The sequence below is a fragment of the Bradyrhizobium sp. JR3.5 genome (genome assembly GCF_054057015.1).
Genome location: NZ_JBSRYV010000002.1, coordinates 6,186,306 through 6,206,659, shown reverse-complemented (window position 1 = coordinate 6,206,659; position 20,354 = coordinate 6,186,306). Strand labels below are relative to the sequence as shown.

17 protein-coding genes and 2 pseudogenes are annotated in these 20,354 nt (G+C 65.3%); 2 read left to right on the top strand and 17 right to left on the bottom strand.

Features of this window, described 5'->3' with window-relative positions; translation table 11 throughout:
* Positions 1-74 precede the first annotated feature (74 nt).
* Positions 75-1,427 (top strand): aminotransferase class III-fold pyridoxal phosphate-dependent enzyme, encoded by a 1,353-nt coding sequence (locus ACVWW1_RS46410; protein ID WP_456660506.1) that lies wholly within the window; start codon positions 75-77, stop codon positions 1,425-1,427.
* 123 nt (positions 1,428-1,550) lie between these two features.
* Here the strand turns inward: ACVWW1_RS46410 and ACVWW1_RS46405 are convergent, their stop codons facing one another.
* The 12 genes and pseudogenes from ACVWW1_RS46405 to ACVWW1_RS46350 all read right to left on the bottom strand — a co-directional run bounded on the left by ACVWW1_RS46405 (position 1,551) and on the right by ACVWW1_RS46350 (position 14,157).
* A complete protein-coding gene (locus ACVWW1_RS46405) occupies positions 1,551-1,826 on the bottom strand; it encodes a hypothetical protein (protein ID WP_456660505.1) in 276 nt (91 codons plus the stop codon).
* A gap of 26 nt (positions 1,827-1,852) precedes the next feature.
* Positions 1,853-3,865 carry a copper amine oxidase gene (locus tag ACVWW1_RS46400; protein WP_456660504.1) on the bottom strand — a complete coding sequence of 671 codons (2,013 nt, stop codon included), beginning with the start codon at positions 3,863-3,865 and terminating at the stop codon, positions 1,853-1,855.
* A 65-nt stretch (positions 3,866-3,930) separates the two neighbouring features.
* Complete coding sequence (locus ACVWW1_RS46395; protein WP_456660503.1) at positions 3,931-4,950, bottom strand: branched-chain amino acid ABC transporter permease; 1,020 nt, start codon at positions 4,948-4,950, stop codon at positions 3,931-3,933.
* 5 nt (positions 4,951-4,955) lie between these two features.
* Positions 4,956-5,822: a branched-chain amino acid ABC transporter permease gene (locus tag ACVWW1_RS46390; protein ID WP_097676476.1), complete on the bottom strand. Its 867-nt coding sequence runs from the start codon at positions 5,820-5,822 to the stop codon at positions 4,956-4,958.
* A 16-nt stretch (positions 5,823-5,838) separates the two neighbouring features.
* Positions 5,839-6,537, bottom strand: coding sequence for an ABC transporter ATP-binding protein (locus ACVWW1_RS46385; RefSeq protein ID WP_342722814.1), 699 nt, complete (start codon positions 6,535-6,537; stop codon positions 5,839-5,841).
* Entirely contained in the window at positions 6,524-7,255 is a 732-nt protein-coding gene (locus ACVWW1_RS46380) for an ABC transporter ATP-binding protein (RefSeq protein WP_456660502.1), read from the bottom strand. The genes ACVWW1_RS46385 and ACVWW1_RS46380 overlap by 14 nt, the downstream gene beginning before the upstream one ends.
* 1 nt (position 7,256) lies before the next feature.
* Positions 7,257-7,877, bottom strand: a complete 621-nt coding sequence (locus ACVWW1_RS46375; protein WP_456660827.1) for an ABC transporter substrate-binding protein — start codon at positions 7,875-7,877, stop codon at positions 7,257-7,259.
* A gap of 133 nt (positions 7,878-8,010) precedes the next feature.
* Positions 8,011-8,481: pseudogene (locus tag ACVWW1_RS46370) on the bottom strand (ABC transporter substrate-binding protein); the annotation flags it as partial.
* 133 nt (positions 8,482-8,614) lie between these two features.
* The gene (locus ACVWW1_RS46365) at positions 8,615-9,703 is read right to left on the bottom strand and encodes a CobW family GTP-binding protein (RefSeq protein WP_456660501.1); all 1,089 of its coding nucleotides are present in this window, start codon (positions 9,701-9,703) and stop codon (positions 8,615-8,617) included.
* Positions 9,703-11,371 (bottom strand): annotated as a pseudogene (locus tag ACVWW1_RS46360) (amidohydrolase). The gene ACVWW1_RS46365 and the pseudogene ACVWW1_RS46360 overlap by 1 nt, the downstream one beginning before the upstream one ends.
* Positions 11,372-11,551: 180 nt before the next feature.
* A complete protein-coding gene (locus tag ACVWW1_RS46355; RefSeq protein WP_456660500.1) occupies positions 11,552-13,129 on the bottom strand; it encodes a gamma-glutamyltransferase family protein in 1,578 nt (525 codons plus the stop codon).
* 353 nt (positions 13,130-13,482) lie between these two features.
* Positions 13,483-14,157 carry a helix-turn-helix transcriptional regulator gene (locus ACVWW1_RS46350; RefSeq protein ID WP_207836838.1) on the bottom strand — a complete coding sequence of 225 codons (675 nt, stop codon included), beginning with the start codon at positions 14,155-14,157 and terminating at the stop codon, positions 13,483-13,485.
* A 223-nt stretch (positions 14,158-14,380) separates the two neighbouring features.
* Between ACVWW1_RS46350 and ACVWW1_RS46345 the strand changes: the two genes are divergently transcribed.
* Positions 14,381-15,583 (top strand): serine hydrolase domain-containing protein, encoded by a 1,203-nt coding sequence (locus tag ACVWW1_RS46345; protein WP_456660499.1) that lies wholly within the window; start codon positions 14,381-14,383, stop codon positions 15,581-15,583.
* Positions 15,584-15,610: 27 nt separating this feature from the next.
* Here the strand turns inward: ACVWW1_RS46345 and ACVWW1_RS46340 are convergent, their stop codons facing one another.
* The 5 genes from ACVWW1_RS46340 to ACVWW1_RS46320 form a co-directional block, all read right to left on the bottom strand.
* Positions 15,611-17,014, bottom strand: a complete 1,404-nt coding sequence (locus ACVWW1_RS46340) for an amidase (RefSeq protein ID WP_456660498.1) — start codon at positions 17,012-17,014, stop codon at positions 15,611-15,613.
* 16 nt (positions 17,015-17,030) lie between these two features.
* The gene (locus tag ACVWW1_RS46335; RefSeq protein ID WP_456660497.1) at positions 17,031-17,792 is read right to left on the bottom strand and encodes an SDR family NAD(P)-dependent oxidoreductase; all 762 of its coding nucleotides are present in this window, start codon (positions 17,790-17,792) and stop codon (positions 17,031-17,033) included.
* Between the two features lie 63 nt (positions 17,793-17,855).
* The gene (locus tag ACVWW1_RS46330; protein ID WP_456660496.1) at positions 17,856-18,566 is read right to left on the bottom strand and encodes an ABC transporter ATP-binding protein; all 711 of its coding nucleotides are present in this window, start codon (positions 18,564-18,566) and stop codon (positions 17,856-17,858) included.
* The gene (locus tag ACVWW1_RS46325; protein WP_456660495.1) at positions 18,556-19,275 is read right to left on the bottom strand and encodes an ATP-binding cassette domain-containing protein; all 720 of its coding nucleotides are present in this window, start codon (positions 19,273-19,275) and stop codon (positions 18,556-18,558) included. The genes ACVWW1_RS46330 and ACVWW1_RS46325 overlap by 11 nt, the downstream gene beginning before the upstream one ends.
* A 3-nt stretch (positions 19,276-19,278) precedes the next feature.
* A complete protein-coding gene (locus tag ACVWW1_RS46320; protein ID WP_456660494.1) occupies positions 19,279-20,352 on the bottom strand; it encodes a branched-chain amino acid ABC transporter permease in 1,074 nt (357 codons plus the stop codon).
* Positions 20,353-20,354 lie beyond the last annotated feature (2 nt).

Below are 20,354 nucleotides of genomic sequence, written 5' to 3'. Positions count from 1 at the left end.
GTCAAAACTAGAATCTGGAGCCCCGTTCCGATTCCATCGGAACGGAAAAGACTCCAGCCGGACAGAGAGCGATCATGCGCGACAGAAACTTCCTGGTTGAGAACAACGCCAAGCCGATCTGGCATCCGATGGCCCATCCCGCCGAGATGCGGGCGCAGCCGCCGCGGATTGTGATGAAGGGCGAAGGCGTCCACGTCACCGACATCGACGGCAACACCGTGATCGATGCGGTCGGCGGCCTGTGGAACGTCAACCTCGGCTACAGCTGCGATCCGATCAAGAAGGCGATCGCGGACCAGCTCAGCGCGCTGCCGTATTATTCAGGATTCCGCGGCACCTCGAGCGGCCCCTCGATCGAGCTCGCCTACGAGCTCACCGAATGGTTCAAGCCGGAAGGCATGGTTCGCGCCTTCTTCACGTCGGGCGGATCGGACTCGGTCGAGACCGCGCTGCGGCTTGCGCGGCAATACTGGAAGATCAAGGGCCAGGCCGACCGCACCAAGTTCCTGGCGCTGAAGAAGGGCTATCACGGCACCCATTTCGGCGGCGCCTCCGTCAACGGCAACGCCAATTTCCGCCGCAACTATGAGCCGATGCTGCCAGGCGTATTCCATATCCCGGCGCCGTCGACCTACCGCAATCCCTTCAACGAGACCGATCCTGCCAGGCTCGCGCAGCTGTGCGCGGCGGCGATGGAGGAAGAGATCGCATTCCAGGGCGCCGATACCATCGCGGCCTTCATCATGGAGCCGGTATTAGGGGCCGGCGGCGTGATCGTGCCCCCGGACAGCTTCATGAAGCTGGCGCGCGAGATCTGCGACCGGCACGGCATCCTGATGATCGCCGACGAGGTCGTCACCGGGTTCGGGCGCACCGGCGCTTGGTCGGGCTCACGGCTATGGGGCGTCAAGCCCGACATGATGACGATGGCCAAGGCGATCACCTCGGGCTATTTCCCGCTCGGCGCGACGCTGATCGGCGAGCAGGTCGCGGAAACCTTCGAGACTGACACGACCACGTTCGGCTCGATTGGGCATGGCTATACTTATTCGGGCCACCCGGTCGGCTGCGCCGCGGGCCTTGCCGCGCTGGCCGAGACCCGCCGCCTCAAGCTCGACGAGAATGCCGCCGCACGCGGCAAGGACCTCGCGCAGGCGCTGGCCGCGCTCAAGGCGAAGCATGCGCTGGTCGGCGACGTCAGGGGCAAGGGCCTGATGGCCGCGCTCGAGCTCGTCGCCGATCGCGACAGCAAGAAGCCCGCCGACAAGAAGACGATGGCGAAGGTTGCCGATGCCGCCTACGAGGCCGGCGTGATGCTGCGCGTCTCCGGCAACAACCTCATTCTGTCCCCGCCCCTGATCCTCACCTCATCGGATGTGAAGGCAATAGCCGAAGGGATCGACGCCGGCCTCTCAGCGGCCGGCTAAGACGTTGTAAGGCCTCTTCGTCATTGCGAGGAGCGACAGCGACGAAGCAATCCATACCTCCACACGCTGCGCGATGGATTGCTTCGCTTCGCTCGCAATGACGGGGATAGGACTACACCAAAGTTATCGTGCGCCAACGCAAGCGATAGCACGCTCGAACGGCGCGCCATCCGCCTTGTCGCGGTCGAGGCAATCGGCGAGCGATGCCGCCGACATTTTCTGGTCGGTGCAGAAGATCCGCATGAAGTCGGCCGCGAGCGCGACCTTGCGCGGCGCGGATTGGCGCTCCCAGTCGCCGCTGCTCAAATAGAGCAAGGACGCATCGTCAGCGCTGTTTTCGGCCGTCGCGCCCCACGCGACCGGCTGCGCCGCCAACAACGCCAGCAGCGCGCCGGCCACGGCTCCCGTGCGATGCACGCGGCCACTCATTTGGCGTCCCTGGCATTCACCATCGGCGGCACGTCGAGCGCGGGATTGCGATCGAAGAAGTTGAACGGGCGGAGCCGGAAGCCGTGCCAAAGGCCCGGCATGACCGGCCAATCCTCGGCGCGCGGCACATGGCGGAAGCCGACCGTGTACCACAGCACGAGGTCACGATCCTCGATCGGCCGCTTTGCGGCGGTCCATTTCGGCAAGCCATCGACCTCAGGATTCTCGTTCGGGTACATGCCTGCGGCATATCTCTCGTCCCTTGCGTAGGCCGAGGTCCATAGCGTGTAGGCGCTGAAGCCGGCGCGGAGCTGGATCGGATCGTCCTTGGCGAGCAATGAGACGTCGGAGTGTCCGGGCATCAGCTGATAGCTCGTGCGATAGCCCTGCTTGTTGGTCTTGCCCGTACTTTCGATCCTGAACTGCGCCGCGTTCAGCGGCGTCGTGATCGGCCCTTCGTTCGCGACCGGCCTGGTGTCGACCTGCCAAAGGCTCTTGCGCTGGCCCTCATCCAGCCGGCGGACGCTGAAGCGGTCCTCGACCAGCCGATTCGCGGTGCCGTCGACGTCCATGTCGATCCGGAACGTCATGTAGTGATCGTGATTGACAGCCAGCAGCCGCTCGTCGACCAGCGTCCCGTAGGCCGTGTCCTGCTTCGCCGTCGGATCGCTCAAGGTTCGGCTTGCGACGCCCTTGGTTGCATCGATGCCATAGGCGCCGAGCCGCACGTCGATGTTGCCGGCGCGGTCGAACACGTAGTCCACCAGATAGTCGTAATTGCCGACCACCGGCGCCATCCGCACCACCAGCTCGTTGTTCGGCCGCACCTCGGCGGTGTTGTTGATGAGCTCGCTGTGGCGCCAGATCGGATCGCCGGTCGGGCGCTCGAAGATGCAGACCGCGCCCTTGGAGACAACCGGCATGCCCTTGGTGTCCGAGATCGTCAGATCAAGGAAATGCGCGCCTTCTGGGCAATCGATGCCGCGCTGCAATTCGCTGGAGAGCACGCCAAAGCCGTATTCGCCGATATCCATATAACCGCGGAACGACCAGGTCGGCGCCGGATCCATATAGGGCACGAACATCTCGCTCGCCGAGATCTGATAGGCGATGTCGCGGAACGTGCCGTGATCGTCGTAGCGGATCAACGACAGCACCGCGCCGACGCGCGGCTCGAGACGGACATGGAACGACCAATTGTCCCAGTGGACCTGGCCGCCCTCCACCTTCACATTGCTGCCCTCGGGCGCGGTGATCTCGATCGGCTTCGGCGGCTTGCGGTATTTTCCGGATTCGGCATAGGCATGCGAGGGCGTCTGCGCCGGCGGCGGCAGCACGCCGAGATCGGTCACCGAGAGCACCGTCCTGCTCTTGAGATCGACCTGGGCGACCAGGTTCTCGATCGGCTTGCCCCAGAGATTGTTGGCGGCGCCGGTGGTGTCGACACAGGGCACGTTGAGCAGGCGGCGGCCCTTCAGGGCCGGGTCGCTCACCGGCCCCACCGTCAGCGGCAGGCACATGACGTTGCGGAAATCGGTGATGCCGCGCTTGGCCATCGCGGCGATCCAGCGCGGGTCCTGCTTCGGCAGATCGCCGGCCGACATCAGCTCGTCGATCGTCAGCGCGGCCTCATGATCCCTGATCTCATCCCAGCCGAGCAGGCTGCGCGCGGCAAGATCGATATGCGCTTCGTAGAGATGTCCGCCGCTCAGCAGCGTCGCATTCGCCCGCCGCGCGAAGGGTTGTCCGGGCTTCCACGCCCGCACCTCGTCCTTGGGGTCCTCGTCGACCGTCATGGAGACGACCCGCGCCGCATCGTCGAGCTTGCCGGCGCCACGGAGGATTTCGGAGACCGAACGGATTTCGTCCGTCGTCAGCCCATCCATCGGGTGCGTCGCGGCCGCCTGCGGCCACATCCTGCGCTCGGCCTGCGCCGGCAGCGGCGCCGCCATCGTCATCGCAACCAGGCCGGCCAATGCCGATCCGCATCCCCGGAATATCAGAGCCATCACACCCTCCACGCAAAGCTAGAACTGTCAGAATACAAGCAATGGTGACGGCGTGAAGGCCCGCCTCATCCGGTAACCCGTTCCGATGCGCCCGGCAGGATGGTGGCCGCGGCCGGCCGTGGCGCGACACGGTGGACGTCGAGCAGCCGCACGCCGAGGCGATCGCGCAAGGCCGGCCAGATGCCGCGCGGCGCCACGATCATCACGACGACGGCAATGATACCGAGCCCGACCAGATACCAGCCGCCGGACAGGCCGAGCGGCCCGGTCATCAATTCGCGCAGGCCGAAGAAGATGATGACGCCGAGGATCGGGCCTTCCAGCGTTCCGATACCGCCAATGATCACGATGAACATCATGTAGACCGACCAGTTGACGTCGAACGCCGCGAGCGGCGCGATGAACAGATTGCCCATGAAGCTCAACGCACCCGCAAGCCCGCACCCAGCCGCGGAGAGCACGAAGGCGATGAAGCGATTGTGCCGGACGTCGACCCCGACGCTCATCGCGGCGAGATCATTGTCGCGCACGCTCATCAGCCCGAGCCCGAAGCTCGAGGTCATCATCTTGTACAGCGCCGCGATGGTGACCAGCGTCAGGCCGCCCGCCAGCCAGAACATGGTCGGCTCAAACCAGTCGAAATCGATCAGCTTGCTGGTGGCGAGCGGCACGCCCGAGGTGCCGCCGATCGCCTGCGATTTCATCGTGAAGGCGCCGATGATCTCGGCGAACACCCACATCGCGATCGAGAAATAGGCGTCGCGCAAACGAAACAGTGGAAAGGCGATGATCGCCGCGACGGCCGCGGCCACCAGCGGCGCCACCGGCAGCACCCAGATCGGGGTCACCTCGAGCCAACCGGAGGTCATGAACAGTGCATAGGCGCCGAAGGCAATGAAGACCTGATGGCCGAGCGACACCAACCCGGCGTAGCCCGCCAGCAGGTTCCACATCTGCGCCATCGTCAGCAGCAGCAGGCATTCGGTCGCGAGCCGCAGGATGCCCTCGTTCAGCACGAAGGGCGCGCCGGCGATAGCAGCGACGAGCACGATGGCACAGGCAAGGAGAATTGTCCGTGTCGGCATCTGCGTCATACCCTGCTCGACACGAGACCCGACGGGCGGATCAACAGCATGATGAAGAATAGGAGGTGCGCATAGAGCAGCCCCGCATTCGGATCGATCTTCAGCCCGATCAACTGCGCCATGCCGAGCGCGATGCCGCCGAGCAATGCGCCCCAGAACGAGCCGAGCCCGCCGAGCACCACGACCTCGAAGGCGATCAGCAGCCGTTCGGCGCCGGAGAACGGCGTGAAGCTCGACCGCACCGCAAGCAGCACGCCGCCGATCGCGCCAAGCGCGAGCGACAGGCCCATGACATAGTTGTAGACCCGATCCGGCTTGACCCCGGACAGCCGGACGATGTCGCGGCGGTCGGCGGTGGCGCGCACGATCCGCCCGAACTCGGTATGGCGCAGCACGAGCTGCAGCGCCATGAACAGCAGTGCGGCCAGCACCAGCGTGAGCAACGGCATGATGCCGATGTTGAGGCCGGCGATCTCGAGGCTGGCGCGCGACAGCTCGCCGACCTGGAGGCTGCGCACGTCGGCGCCGAATATCTCGACCATGACGTTGCGCAGGATCACCGAGACGCCGAAGGTGAGCAGCAATGGCGACAGCGGATCGGGCGACGTCACCACGCGGTTGACGATGGCCGCCTGATAGAGCCAGCCGACTGCAAACGACAGCGCGATCACCGGGATCAGCATCAGCAGCGGCGACACCTGCGGAAACAGGTTGGAAAGCAGCACCGCGCAGAACGCGCTCAGCACCATGAATTCGCCGTGTGCGATGTTGACGACGCGCATCACGCCGAACACCAGAGCGAGCCCTATGCCGAGCAGGCCGTAGAGCCCGCCCAGCAGGGCTCCGTTGATCAATGTCTCAACCCAGATCATATCGTGCCAATCCTGGCTAGTTACCGAAATAGGCGTGCGTCAGCTGTTCCGGCTGCAACCCTTGCGCCGGGCCGGTTAGCGACACCCGTCCCTTTAACAGGCAGTAGATCCGCTCCGACGTCGCGAGCGCGCGCTTGACATCCTGCTCGACCAGCACGACGGCGGTGCCTTCGCGGCGAATGTCGGCAAAGGAGCGATAGATCTGCTCGACCACGACGGGCGCGAGCCCGAGCGAAATCTCGTCGCACAGCAACAGCCGCGGGTTCGACATCAGTGCGCGGCCGATCGCCGCCATCTGCTGTTGGCCGCCGGAGAGCTGGCCCGGAAACATCCGCCGCCGCTCTTCCAGGATCGGGAACAGGTCGAACACCCGCCGTAGCGTCCAGCTGCCCTTACGACGGTTGACGCTGCCCATCAGCAGGTTCTCCTCGATGGTCAGCGAATCGAACAGCAAGCGCCCCTCGGGCACCATGATGAGCCCGAGCCGCGACACCTCTTCCGCCGGCATCTGCGAGATGTCGATGCCGTCGAAATGCACCGCCCCTCGCCGCTCCTCGTTCAACCCGACCAGCGCCTTCAGGAACGTGGACTTGCCGGCGCCGTTGGCGCCGACCAACGCCACCGCCTCGCCGTCGGCGACCGTGAAATTCATGTCGAACACGGCCTGGAGATCGCCATAGAAGATCTGCAGGCCGTTCACATCAAGCAACGCCATCGGCCTTCAATCCCATGTAGATCTCGCGCACCACCGCGCTGTCCATGACCTCGGCCGGCGGCCCCTCCAGCACCTTGCGGCCGAAATCGAGCACCAGGATCCGATCCGACACTGCGCGCAAAGCGTGCGGAATGTGCTCGATCCAGATCATGGCGTGATCTGCCTTCACCGACTTGATGATGGCAACGAGGCGCTCGACCTCGGGCTCGGTCAGCCCGGCCGCGATCTCGTCGAGCAGGATCAGCTTGGGTTTCGAGGCCAGCGCCTTGGCGAACTCCAGCCGCTTGCGGTCGATCAGCGGCAAGGCGCCCGCGAGCTTGTCCGCCTTGGCGTCGAGCCCGGTGCGCTGCAGCACCTCCATCGTCCAGATCGATGCCGCCTCGCCATACAGGCCCGCGCCGTAGGACACCGCGACCAGCGCGTTCTCGTAGACCGACAGATGCGGAAACGGCTGCGGGATCTGGAACGCGCGCCCGAGCCCCAGCCGCGCCCGGCGATGCGGCGGCAGGCCTGAGATCTCCTTATCGTCGAGCATGATCGAACCGCCGTCGGCCGTGAGCAGGCCGACGATCAGGTTCAACAGCGAGCTCTTGCCGGCGCCGTTCGGGCCGATCACGCCGAGGCACTCGCCGCGCGCCAGCTCGAAACGAACGTTATCGGCGACCACGATCTCGCCGAAACGCTTCGAGAGCCCGCTGACGCGCAGAAGCGGTGCCATCTCAGGCGAGCTTCGACAGCAATGCGAGATCGGCCTGCTTCGGGATGAACGGCGCCGTCCCGTTGTGCACGATCAAGAGCTCGTATTTCGCCTTGCCGCCCCTGGTCTTGCGCCATTGCCCGCCCGACAGCGACGTCACCGCGACGTTCTTGATCGGCGTTCCCTTGAACCTCACCGGTCCGACCACCGTCTCCATGTCGAGACCCGCGACGGCATCGCGCAGCGAGTTCTTGTCCTTCGGATCGCTGTTCTGCAATGCGGCGAGCGCAACCTCCCACAAGGCATGGGCGTAGCCGATCGGCTGGGTCCATTGCTTGCCCGTCGTCTTCTCCCATTCCGCGGCGAGTTCGGCGGCGGTCTGTCCGGTCAGCGACGACTTGAACGGATAGGCCGGCGTCCACCACACTTCGGTGGACATGCCGTCACCACGATCGCCGAGCGCATTCACCGCACTTGGAAACAGGAACGCCGCCGCCACCGTGCAGATCTGCGGCTTGAAGCCGGCCTGGGCCGCCTGATTCCACAGCGTCACCCAGTGATTGCCGTAAGTGAAGCCGGAGACGATGTCGACGCCATTGTTCTTGAAGGACGACACCTGATTGGTGAAGTCGTCGGTCGCAATCTGGAATTTTCCGGCGGAGAATTCCTGATAGCCCGCCTGCGTAATGCCGCCCGGGCAAGCCGACCTTCGGGTCGGAGAACGCCTGACCGGCGGGATTGTCGATATAGAGCGTGCCGACCTTCTTGTTGGTCTCGACTGACTGCCACATGCCGAGGAAGTTCTTCACGACATCATCGGCGCCCCAGAAGAAGTGATAGCTGTAGGGGAAGCCCTTATCGGGCGTCGACTTGCGCGGAAACATCCAGCCCTGCCACGGCACCATGGTCGAGATCGAGGGAATGCCGCGGGCATCGGCGAGCTCCTGCACCGGTGCCTGCGCGTCGCCGTCCTCGATCAGGATCAGGTCGCACTTCTCGCGCAGCACCAGCTCGCTCGCAACCACCGACGAGCGGTTCGGATCGGACTGATTGTCCTTGAAGACAAACTCGACCTGCCAGGTCTTGCCGCCGATCTTGAGGCCATCCTTGAGGCGGGCCTTGATGCGTTCATGAATCCAGGTGTCGGGTTCGGCAAACGGCGCCCGGACGCCGGAGAGGCAACCGACCCAACCGATCTTGATGGTGCTGCCGGCGCCGCGCGCGATGTTGGCCAGCGGCACGTTCATCGCCGATGCGAGACCGGTCGCACCGGCCGCCTTCAGCAGTGTGCGCCGGTTGAGCCGGCCGATGGACGAGTTGGTCTTCGAATTCTCCGTCATGTCCCTCTCCCCTGAAACAATTGTCTGAAGTGAATCCTGCCTAGGCCGCCGATCGCTGGATCGCCGCACGGCTCACTGCTGCGAACTTGCACAAGGTGTTCTCGATGATCCGGCGCGGGATGCCGCGCACGATGAAGACGAGCCGCGAGCGCCGGTCCGCCGACGGCCAGCCCTGCAGCGTGATCGGCGGATGGAACACATGCTGCACGCCATGCACCACGACCGGCGCATCGGGCTGTTCGGCGACATGCACGATCGCCTTGAAGCGCAGCAGGTCCTCGCCCTTGAGCGCAGCGACATAATCGAGCCAGCGCGCGAACGCGTCACGCTGGATCGGCTCGTCGATGATCAGGCTGTAGGAGGATACGCCGGCATCGTGCGCGTGGTGGCTGTGATGGCCGCATTCTGCGCCGTCGCAATCGTGCTCGGCGTGATGATGCGGCGCATTCGCCGCCTGCGACGCCAGATCGAACCAGCGCACCACATCGGCCGAGCGGGCCGACGGATCGAACAGACCGGCATCGAGAACCTTCGCCGGATCGACCACCCCGTTCCGCACATGCGCGCGCGTCGCGACCGGATTGATCGCGCCGAGCCGCGCGTCGAGCTGCGCGAGTGCATCATCGGCTGCAAGGTCGGTCTTGGTCACGAGCAGCCGGTCGGCGACCGCGATCTGCCTGACGGCTTCAACGTGCGCCTCGAGGGTGCGCATGCCGTTGACGGCATCGACGGTCGCGACCACGCCGTCGATCCGGTAGCGGCCAACGACGTCGGGCGCTGTCATCAGCGTGTGCAGCACCGGCACGGGATCGGCGAGCCCGGTGGTCTCGACCAGCACGCGGTGGAACGGCGGGACGGTGCCGGCGGCGCGGCGGCCGGCGAGATCGGCCAGCGTCTCGATCAGATCCTCGCGCACCGAGCAGCAGATGCAGCCATTGTCGAGCAGCGCGAGACGATCCTCGCTGCTCTCGACCAGCAGATGATCCAGCGCCACCTCGCCGAACTCGTTGATGATGGTGACGACGCCATTGAGCTCCGGCTGGCGCAGCAGATGGTTCAGCACGGTGGTCTTGCCGCTGCCGAGGAAGCCGGTGAGCACCGTGACCGGGATCTGATCCACAGCAATCATCACGCACCCCGCTCGTAGACCTTGCGGCCTTCGAAGAAGGTCATCTCGACCCGCGTGTCGGCGAGCTGGTCCGGCTGGATGTCGAAGATCGTCTGGTCGAGCACGATCAGGTCGGCCGACTTGCCGACCTCGATCAAGCCGATCGTTTGGCCTAGGCCGGCCGCCCGCGCGGCGTCGATGGTGTAGATGTCGATCACGGTGGCGAGATCGAGCGCCTGCTCGGGCCCACAACGACTTGCCGGGAAAATCCCCGGTTGGATTCTGCCGGGTCACCATGCCTTCGATGCCCTGCCAGGGATCGGGGATCGGGATCACTGGCCAGTCCGAGCCGCCGGCCATCAACGCGCCGGCCGCCTTCAGGTCCTTGTTCGGCCAGAAGCGTTGCGCCCGCTCCTCGCCCATCGCGGCTTTGTGCGCCTCGAGGAAGATGGTCGGATACCAAATGATCGGCGACAGATCGGCCGCGACGCCGAGCTCGGCGAAACGCTTGATGTCGTCGGGCGCGATGTAGCTCGCATGCGCGATCTGGTGAATCAGGTGGGTCGGGCCGTTGAAGCTGCGCACCACATCGATCGCGTCGAGCGCCTGCGTCACCGCTGCGTCTCCCGCGCAATGGATCTTCGCCGCGAGGCCGAGCTTCTCGCAGCGCCCGAGCCAGCGGATCAGATCGGGCACGGTCAGCATGGTCGATCCGCGGAAGCAGCAGCCGCGCACGGGATCGGCCACATAGGGCTCGTGGAACGCCGCGGTCTTGGCGCCGGGCACGCCGTCAAGGAACACCTTCACATAGTCCGGCTTCACATGCGCGCCGCGATACTGCTCGCGCAGCGCAAACAGCTCCTCGCCGGCCTTGCCGAACATGAAGCCCGGCTCGACCACCGGCATCGCGCAGACCGCCCAGGCGGTCAGCTCGCCCCGGTCGTCGAGCCCCTTCAGCGCCGCCATGATCGGCTGCATGCTGGCGGCGTCGATGAAGGCGGTGACGCCATAGGCGTTCAGCACCGAGATCGAACGCGCCACCGCCGCGCGGTCCATCTCGGCCGTGTAGTGACCGGAGGCCGCGAGCGCCCGCTCGACCAGGCCGGAGGCGGCCTCGATCATGATGCCGGTCAGCGTCCCGGTCTTGAGGTCGCGGCCGATCTCGCCGTCGGTCGGATCGGGGGTCTCGGCCTGCACGCCGGCCAGCCGCAGCGCCGCCGAGCTCGCCCAGCGATTGTGATAGGTGTCGTCGCGCAGCACGACGGGATGTCCGAGGCACGCCGCGTCCAGCAGCGCGCAGGACTCCGCGGTGTTCATCTCGTTCAGGAGATTGTTGCCGAACTGCCCGCCGACGATCCAGGCGCCGGGCGCAGCCACCGAAGCAGCCTTGTGCAAGGTCTCGGCGATCCTTGGTACGCTGTCGGCGTTGGAGAAGCGCAGCTCGTAGAGGTCGGCCTGCCCGCCCATCATGATGTGATTGTGGATGTCGATGATGCCTGGCATCGCCATTCGTCCACCGAGATCGACGGTCTTGGTCCCCTCGCCGATGAGCGACGCGACGTCGCGCTCCTCGCCCACGGCGATGAAGCGGCAGGCCTTCACGGCTGCGCACGCCGCCCAAGGCTGCGCCCGGTTCGACGTGTAGATCCGGCCGTTGCGGAAGACCGTGTCGGCGAATGTATTGTTCATACGGATCAACTTCTCGATTGGGAAAGTCCGGAGCGATCAGCCTTCGCCGTGCGGTGCACAGCGGCGAAACCGTGCACGGCGCCGGCATGATCGGCCAAACGTTCGACATGTCGGCATTTGGAACAATCCACCGTCCGGTGGATGCTCCGCCCGCCCCCCGCAGTGCGGGCAGGCGCCCTCTCAAAAGCCCAACGCCAGCCCGTCCTTGCGGTGGTCGGAGGCGCCGAACAGAACGCCGCGAGCATGGTCGATGCGGATCGCCTGGCAGCCGCCGATCGGTTCCTCGGAGAAGCGGGCATCGTGGCCGCGGGCGCGCAGTTCGTCGCGGATCGCTGGTGATATCGTCGTCTCCAGCGACAGCGCACCATCGAAGGCAAAGGAGCGCGGTGCCTCGGCCGCCGCCTGGATATTCATCTTCATGTCGAAGATGTTCGACAGCAGATTGGCATGGCCGGCGGCCTGGTAGTGCCCACCCATCACGCCGAACGACATCACGGTCTTGCCGTCCTTGCGCAGCAGGCCCGGGATGATGGTGTGCATCGGGCGCTTGCGCGGCCCGAGCGAATTGAGGTGTCCGGGCCTGGCGCGAAAGCTCCAGCCGCGGTTGTGCAGCAGGATGCCCGATCTCGGCGCGTAGATGCCGCTGCCGAACGGATAGAACAGCGAGTTGATCAGCGAGACGGCGTTGAGGTCGCGGTCGACCACCGTGACATAGACGGTGTCGCGATGCTCGATATCGTCCCAGATCGCGGGCGCGGACGCGCGGCTCATGTCGATCTTGCTGCGGATCCGCCCGATATAGTCGTCGGCAAGGAATGCGGCCGGATCGACCTTGCCGGCAGCGGGATCGCAGAAGAAGGCGTCGCGCACGCGGTAGGCGGCCTTGGTCGCTTCGGCGAGCAGATGGATGCGATCGGCCTGCGCCAGGACGCCGACATCGAAGCCGGCGAGCGTGCGCAGGATCATCAGCGCCGCCAGGCCCTGCCCGTTCGGCGGACACTCGATCACGTCGTGGTCATGGTAGCGCGCCGAGATCGGGCGCACGTAGTCCGAGGTCTGCGCCGCGAAATCCTCGATGCTGTGGGCACCACCCAATCCGCGCAAGATGCCGGCCATCTCGTCGGCGGCTTCGCCCGCGTAGAACGCCTCGCGCCCGTGCTGCGCGATGAGCCGCAAGGTCCGGCCAAGCGCAGGCTGCATTCGGATGTCGCCGACCTCAGGCGTCTTGCCCCCGGGAAGGAACTGCGTGGCGGCATTGGCGTCGATCTCGATGCGCGCCCGGAAGCGGCGCCAGTCTTCCGCGACGCGCGGTGTCACGCAAAAGCCCTGCTCGGCCGCCGCGATCGCTGGCCGGAATATCTCCTCCAGCGACCTGCTGCCGTGATCGGCGACCAGCCTGCACCACGCGTCGATGGCGCCCGGCACGGTCACGGCCTCGGGCGCGGTCGGCGGAATGTCGCGCGCGCCGCTGCCGGCATATTTTTCAGTATCGGTGCCGGCGGGCGTGCGGCCCGAGCCGTTCAGCGCGATCGGCTCCCCGGCCTTGGGCGAATACAGCGCAAAGCAGTCGCCGCCGATCCCGGTCATCTGCGGCTCGACGACGCCCTGCACCGCCACCGCCGCCACCGCGGCATCGACGGCATTGCCGCCGGCTTTCAACATCTCGACCGCGGCAAGTGTCGCCTGCGGGTGCGAGGTCGCGGCCATGCCACGCTCCGCAACCGCCACCGAGCGGCCGATGGCCATGAAATCACGCATGTCGCTTCCTTCAATGCTGCGAGCGGCAGCCGCTCGCCAACATTGTCGAAAACGACACCGGTCCTCGAGGAACTCTCGATCGGCAGCCCGACAGGCAGCAATCCACCTAACGGTGGATCGGGTGGACGCGAGAGTGAAGCGAATAACGAAGCTCGGACAAAACATGTTGCGAGAGCGCGGATGCTTGACCCACAGGCGGCGCAACAAACGTCGTCCCGGCGAAGGCCGGGACCCATTACCACCGAAGGTGATTGTTGCGCAACGCTAGAACGACGCGTCCCACCGACATATCCGCCGCGGAGTATGGGTCCCGGCCTTCGCCGGGAGGGACGACGGGAGGAAAGAGCCGCGCCTCAATGCGGCCGGGACATCAGCGCGACGACGGCGGAGCGGGTCTCGACGCCGAGTTTCTCAAAGATATGGATCAGGTGCGTCTTCACTGTCGCGAGACCGATGCTCAGGCACTCGCCGATCTCGCGGTTGGTGCGGCCGCAGCACAACAGCTCGACCACTTCCATCTCGCGCGAGGTCAGTCCGTAGCGCGCCGGCTCGTCCGGATTCGGGGACAGGCGGCTGGTCAGGTTGAATTCGAGGTAATCGTGGATCTTCTCGGCGATGTGCATGCTGCCGTCGGGAATCGCACAGCCCGGCGCCCAGAGCACGCTCATTCCGGCCACGATCCGGTCGTTGCGGCGGAAGAAGAACTCGATCATGTCGGCGACGCCGCATTGGCCGGCAAACGCACGATAGGTCGCCGCCTCCTGGGACGCGCATTGGTCGAGCGCGATGCTCAGCCGGGCGATCGGCCGGTTGCTCGCGGAGCGCGGATGCAACGGATCGAGCCGGTTCATGCCGGCGAGATACTGGTCGTGGAAGCTCGGCGGAACGTTGCTAGAGAGCACGAAGCGGTTGAGGGTCAGATTGCCGTCGACCTCGTAGAACGCGGTCGCCGAGCCTTCGAGGATCCCGCGCGCGAACTGGATGGCCTGTGTGGTTGCCGGATCCGGTCGGCCCAGAAGCGCGATCATGACCTACCTCCCGATCGATGTTCCCCGATGGCGAACGTCTGCGCGTCGCATCGCCGGCACGCTGAGACAGACGCCGGACATAGTCAAGCAAATTGCGGGCCAAGCGCTCGTCCCTGAAACGGTTACGCCGGAGTAACCCGGCCATGACCTCCACCATCCGGTTGATTGCGAGCGGCGCGAGCTATACGGAACTTTTGTCCCCGGTATCATTATTGGATCAACAATGAACTCGCGTCGCATCATGGCCGCCTTCCCGTCGGCGGCCGACGAACAAGTCACGCTCGCCAACTGGCGCCAGCATCCCTTCAGCGAGTGGGCATTCCGCAATGTCCGCGAACTGCTGCCCACCGCCAACATCGCGCGCGCCTCGACGCCGACCCCGCTATCCTTTGCGCCGCGCCATCTCGACGACGTCAGCTTCGCTAACCCGCGCGGCGAGACGGTCGGCGTCGGTCAGGCGCTGCGCGCAAGCCACACCGACGGCATCGTCGTGTCGCATCGCGGACAAGTCGCCTTCGAATGGTATGCCCACGGCCTGGCACCGGACACCCCGCATCTGATCTTTTCGGTCAGCAAGTCGGTCGCCGGAACGCTCGGCGGCATCCTGGCCGATCACGGCAAGCTCGATCCCGACGCGCCGGTGACGCGCTACATCCCGGAGATGGAGGGATCGGTCTATGGCGGCAGCTGCACGGTGCGCCACCTGCTCGACATGAGCGTCGGCATCCGCTTCGACGAGGACTATATGGCGCGCGACGGCGACGTCTTGAACTACCGGCGCTCGACCGGCTGGGAGCCGCCGGACCCGACCGTGCCGCCGACCAACCTACGCGACTATCTGCGCACCCTGCGGCCGAACGGTACACCGCATGGGCAAACCTTCCACTACGTCTCGACCAACACCGACGTGCTCGGCTGGGTCTATGAGCGCGCCTGCGGCATGTCCTACGCGAAGATCCTCGCGCAGTATCTGTGGCAGCCGATGGGCGCCGAGCACGACGCCTACATCGCCGTCGACTCGCGCGGCGCGGCGCGCGTCGCCGGCGGCATCTGCGCGACACTGCGCGATCTCGCCCGCTTCGGCGAGATGATGCGCAACCACGGCATCAGCAACGGACGGCAGGTGGTCCCGGGCTGGTGGGTCGACGACATCAGGCAAAACGGCAATGCCGAGGCCTGGTCGCGCGGCGACCTGACCAAGGTGTTTCCGAACGGCAACTACCGCAACAAGTGGTACACGATTGATCGCAACGAAACCCCGTTCGCCGCGGTCGGCATCCACGGCCAATGGATCTACATCGATCCGGCCAACGAGACCGTGATCGCGCGCGTCTCCTCGCAGCCGCTGCCGATGAACCTCGATCTCGATCACATGTGGATGCGCGGCTACCGTGCGATTGCGGCCAGACTTGCCGGCAAGGCCTGATAAAGCGCGACCGCCATTGACGCGGCATCATCCGATCGGCGGCCGCCGCGTATGCCAGTCCGTCACCGACTGGAATGCGGCGCCGGCGCGGACCAGCACGTCCTCGGACAGATGCGGGCCGACCAGTTGCATGCTGAGCGGCATCTGGTCCGACGCCATGCCCATCGGCAGCGTGATGGTCGGGCTGCCCGAGAAGTCGAACACCGCCGTGAAGCGCAGAATGTTCAGGAGGACGCTGGGGTCGGCGCCGTATTCGCTCATCTTGGTGAGCGTCGGGATCGGCACCGGCATCGTCGGGATCAGCAAGAGATCGATATCCTCGAACATCGCAGCGAGGCTGCCTGCGAACTTCAGCCGCTCGTGATGGATCGCCGCGATGTCGACACCACTCGTCGCCCTGCCCTGCTCGATCAGTTGCGCGAGGTCCGGCCCGTATTCCGATTTCCGCGACGGGAAGGTGTCCAGATGCGCCTCCGCCGTTTCCACCGAGCACATCGCAATCCACTGGCTGACCAGCTTCTGATAGGGCGGGAAATGCACTTCCCGGATGTCGGCACCGAGATCGGCAAGCGCGCGCTCCGCTTGCACCAGGGCGGCGACGACCTGGCGATCGATTCCCTCCTGGGTGTACCTGCGATCGACGCCGATCCTCAAGCCCCGGATGCTCTCGCCGACGCCGGCCAGATAGTTCGGCACCGGGGCGCGCAAGGCGGTCGGATCGTTGGCATCCGCGCCGGCGATGACGCCGAGCATTGCTCCGGCGTCGGCAGCGCTGCGGCACATCGGTCCGACGTGATCGAGCGAGTCCGCCAGCGGGAAGATTCCGTGCCGGCTGACACGGCCCCAGGTCGGCTTGATGCCGGTCAAGCCGCAGGTCGCCGACGGAAATCTGATCGAGCCGCCGGTGTCGCTGCCGATCGAGCCGTAGCAGAGCCCCGCCGACGTCGCGACGCCCGATCCGGTCGACGAGGAGCCGACCCAATAGTTCACATTCCACGGATTGAGCGGAGCCTGGATCGCCGGATGATGGCTGGTATAGGCCCCCTCCGTCATCTTGAGCTTGCCGAGCGTGACCGCGCCGGCGACCTCGAGCCGGTCCACGATCGTGGCGTTGAAGGACGGCACGAACTTCGCATGGATTGTCGTGCCGCCAGCGGTCGGTGCAAACGTCGTGTAGCAGAGGTCCTTCAGGGCGATCGGAACGCCATGCAACGGGCCGCGCCAGATGCCCTTGGCGATCTCGGCATCGTGCTGCTTGGCCTGCGCCATGGCCCGCTCCGCAAGGACGTGCGCGTAGCCATGAAACTGCCCATCCAATTTCGCGATCCGGCTCAGGATCGCCTCGGTGATCTCCGAAGGCTTTGCCTCGCCGCGGCGAATGAGCCCGGAGATTTCGATGATCGACTTGTAGTGCAGAGGATCCGCTGACATGTCGTTGTGGCCCCGGCTAGAACTGAACGCCGCGCGTCAGCGCGCCGTCCACGACGAGGTTGGTCCCCGTGATGAAGCTCGCCGCCTTGCTCGCCAGGAACACGGCGGCATTCGCCATCTCCTGCGGCGTGCCCATCCGGCCGGTCGGATTGAGCGCCAGCGCGGTCTTGTACAGTTCGGGATTGCCGTCCTTGATCATGTTCCAGACACCGCCCTCGAAATAGGTGTTGCCCGGCGACACCGAATTGGCCCGGATGCCCTTGGCTGCGAGCTGGTAGGCGAGGCCCTGCGTGTAGTGGATGATCGCGGCCTTGAACGTCCCGTAAGGACCGCTGGCAAAATCGACCTCGCGCCCCGACACGCTGGAGATGGTGACGATCGCCGCCGCCGCGCTTTTCTCGAGATAGGGCATCGCGGCGTTGACAAGCCGCACCGTCCCCATCATGTCGGTGGAGAATTCCTTCTCCCAGCTCTCCTCGTCCTGCCCGATCGACAGTGCGCTGACATTGGCGACCACGACATCGATGCCGCCGAGCTTTCCAGCCATGTCGGCGACCCAGGTCTTCAGCGCCGGTCCGTTCGAGACGTCGACGGCACCGCCGAACGCCGCAACGCCCTTGGCCTTGATTGCGGCAACCGCTCCGTCGACATCCGCCTGATTGCGCGCGCAGATGCCGACATTGGCACCCTCCGCAGCGAATGTGTCGGCGATCGCGCGCCCAATCCCCCTGGTGCTGCCGGTCACGAGAACCTTTGCGCCCTTGAGTCCCAGATCCATCTCCATTCCCTCCGTTGTTATCGATTATGAAACGCGCACTTCCTCACCACATGGCGTGGCCGATCAAAGCAGCAGCTGCGCGCGAACATTGTCCGCGTTAACCTCCTCACCGGCCAGCGATCGCGTGATCTTGCCCTTCTCCATGATGTAGCAGCGCTGGGCGATCGCCAGGATGGTGTCAAGGTTCTGCTCGACGAAGATGATCGTGGTCCCGAGCTCGGCTCGGAACGATTGCAGCGCCTCGCAGATGTGCTGCACGATCGAGGGCTGGATGCCCTCGGACGGCTCGTCGAGGATCATCAACGACGGATTGCCGATCAGCGCGCGGCCGATCGCTAGCTGCTGCTGCTCGCCGCCCGACATGGTGCCGGCGATCTGCCGCCGGCGCTCCTTCAGGCGCGGGAAATATTCATAGACGAGCTCCGGCAGCTTCTTTCCATCGGGTCCACCGATCAGTTCACCGACCTGCAGGTTCTCATCGACGCTCATTTGCGGGAAGACATCGCGGCCCTGCGGGATGTAGCCGAAGCCGGCGCGCGCTCGCGCATCGGCCTCGAGCTCCGTGACATCCTGATCCATGAAGGTGATGGTGCCGCGCCAGGACTGCAGCAGCCCGATCAGGCAGCGCATCAGGGTCGACTTGCCGACGCCGTTGCGGCCGATCACGCCGACGATCTCGCCGCGCGCAACCTGCATGCTGACGCCCTGCAGGATCGGCGTCGCGCCGTAGCCCGCCCAAAGTCCCGATACGTCCAGGATGCGATCAATGGGCATGGGTCTTACCCAAATAGATTTCCGCGACCTTCTCGTCTTCCAGGATCGCCTCCAAGCTGCCGCGCGCGAAGATCTTGCCAAGATGCAGAACAGTGACGCGCTGGGCGACCTGACGCACGAACGCCATGTCGTGCTCGACGACAAGAACCGTCATGCCCTCGGCATTGAACGACTTGATCAGTTCGCCGGTCTTGTAGGTCTCTTCCGGCGACATGCCGGCGGTCGGCTCGTCCAGCAGCAAGAGCTGCGGTTGCAATGCCAACGCCATCCCGATCTCCAGCCATTGCTGCTGGCCGTGCGACAGCGCACCGGCAAGCTTGCCGCTATCATCAGCCAGATTGAGCAGCGCCAGCAGCCGTTCCTCCTCAACCCGGCATTCCGCGTCCGAAAGCCGCTCCTGCAGCGCGATCTGGATGTTCTGTCGCACCGGCAATTCCTTGAAGACGCTCGGCGCCTGCATCTTGATGCTCATGCCGCGCTGCACCCGCGCGTAGGGACGCTCCGCGGTGATATCGACGGAGTCGAAGAAGATGCTGCCGGTGGTCGGCGGATAGAGGCCGACGATCAGCTTGAACAGCGTGCTCTTCCCGGCCCCGTTGGGCCCGATCAGGCAATGGACCTCGCCGGCATTGACCGTCAAGTCGACCTCGGAGACGGCGGTCAATCCACCGAAGCGCTTGGAGACGCATTTTACATCGACCAGCGCCATGGTTCAGGTCTCGTCCGATTGCAGACGGCCGGCATCCGCCAGCGCGGGGGCCTCGTCGCGCCGCCGGCGCCTGGACCACCAGTCGACGACGAGCTTGCCGATACCGAGCACAAAGCCCTGGGGCGCCAGCATCACGGTGGCGAGCAGAAGCACGCCCATCAGCACCAGCGCGGCCTGCTGGCTGTAGACCGTGATGGTCTGGAAGCCGAACAGCAGCAGGAACGACCCGACCAGGGTCGCGGTCAGATCATTGCGTCCGGAGAACGCCACCCACACGATCGGCATCGCCGCCGCCGGCAGGCCGATGCTGGACGGCGTGATGAACTGCCCCCAGGACGTGTACAGCGCGCCGCTGAGGCCCGCGAGGCCGCTGCCGATCACGAAGGTCAGGAGTTGATACTTGCGGACGTCGTAGCCGAGCATCTCGGCGCGCTGCGGATTTTCCCGCGTCGCCACGATCACGTTGCCGATGCTCGAGTTCACCAGCATGCGCAACGCGACATAGACGATCACGATCAGTGCGATCATGACGTAATAGAGCGCAGATCCCTCGATGTCGAAGCTGCCGACGGTGAGTGGGTCCATTCCCTTCATGCCGTTGAAGCCGTTGAGCCGGGCCGGACCGATATGCCATTCCGGCCCGGCCGTCTGCCCGAGGAAGAAGGCCAGCACCAGCGTCGCCGACAGCGTCACGATGCCGAAGAAAATCCCGCTGATGCCGCCCCAGATCATGAAATAGCCGAGGACCCCCGCCGCCATCATCGCGATGACAACCGAGAGCACGAGTGCGGCGATCGTGGCCGTGCCCCCACCCATGTTGATGGCGAGCACGCCATAGCCGTAGCCTGCGATGCCGAAGAAGAAGGTCTGGCCGAACGACAGCATGCCGCCATACCCCCACATCAGGCAGAGCCCGAGCGCCATGAAGATCCAGATCAGGAAGTAGGCAAAGTTGCCGACATCATAGGAGTCGGCGAACAGCGGATAGATCAGCGCGCCCGCCAGCACGGCAACAAAGCAGGACCAGAAGACCTTGCCTCGTCCGAGCGTCTGCGGACCGTCGAGCAGCTTCAACATCA

What these genes read in the sequence shown, in the direction of transcription:
- ACVWW1_RS46410 (WP_456660506.1), top strand. Translation starts at nt 75, where the DNA reads ATGCGCGACAGAAACTTCCTGGTTGAGAACAACGCCAAGCCGATCTGG.
- ACVWW1_RS46400 (WP_456660504.1), bottom strand. Translation starts at nt 3,865, where the DNA reads ATGGCTCTGATATTCCGGGGATGCGGATCGGCATTGGCCGGCCTGGTT.
- ACVWW1_RS46395 (WP_456660503.1), bottom strand. Translation starts at nt 4,950, where the DNA reads ATGCCGACACGGACAATTCTCCTTGCCTGTGCCATCGTGCTCGTCGCT.
- ACVWW1_RS46390 (WP_097676476.1), bottom strand. Translation starts at nt 5,822, where the DNA reads ATGATCTGGGTTGAGACATTGATCAACGGAGCCCTGCTGGGCGGGCTC.
- ACVWW1_RS46385 (WP_342722814.1), bottom strand. Translation starts at nt 6,537, where the DNA reads ATGGCGTTGCTTGATGTGAACGGCCTGCAGATCTTCTATGGCGATCTC.
- ACVWW1_RS46380 (WP_456660502.1), bottom strand. Translation starts at nt 7,255, where the DNA reads ATGGCACCGCTTCTGCGCGTCAGCGGGCTCTCGAAGCGTTTCGGCGAG.
- ACVWW1_RS46365 (WP_456660501.1), bottom strand. Translation starts at nt 9,703, where the DNA reads ATGATTGCTGTGGATCAGATCCCGGTCACGGTGCTCACCGGCTTCCTC.
- ACVWW1_RS46355 (WP_456660500.1), bottom strand. Translation starts at nt 13,129, where the DNA reads ATGCGTGATTTCATGGCCATCGGCCGCTCGGTGGCGGTTGCGGAGCGT.
- ACVWW1_RS46350 (WP_207836838.1), bottom strand. Translation starts at nt 14,157, where the DNA reads ATGATCGCGCTTCTGGGCCGACCGGATCCGGCAACCACACAGGCCATC.
- ACVWW1_RS46345 (WP_456660499.1), top strand. Translation starts at nt 14,381, where the DNA reads ATGAACTCGCGTCGCATCATGGCCGCCTTCCCGTCGGCGGCCGACGAA.
- ACVWW1_RS46340 (WP_456660498.1), bottom strand. Translation starts at nt 17,014, where the DNA reads ATGTCAGCGGATCCTCTGCACTACAAGTCGATCATCGAAATCTCCGGG.
- ACVWW1_RS46335 (WP_456660497.1), bottom strand. Translation starts at nt 17,792, where the DNA reads ATGGATCTGGGACTCAAGGGCGCAAAGGTTCTCGTGACCGGCAGCACC.
- ACVWW1_RS46330 (WP_456660496.1), bottom strand. Translation starts at nt 18,566, where the DNA reads ATGCCCATTGATCGCATCCTGGACGTATCGGGACTTTGGGCGGGCTAC.
- ACVWW1_RS46325 (WP_456660495.1), bottom strand. Translation starts at nt 19,275, where the DNA reads ATGGCGCTGGTCGATGTAAAATGCGTCTCCAAGCGCTTCGGTGGATTG.
- ACVWW1_RS46320 (WP_456660494.1), bottom strand. Translation starts at nt 20,352, where the DNA reads ATGTTGAAGCTGCTCGACGGTCCGCAGACGCTCGGACGAGGCAAGGTC.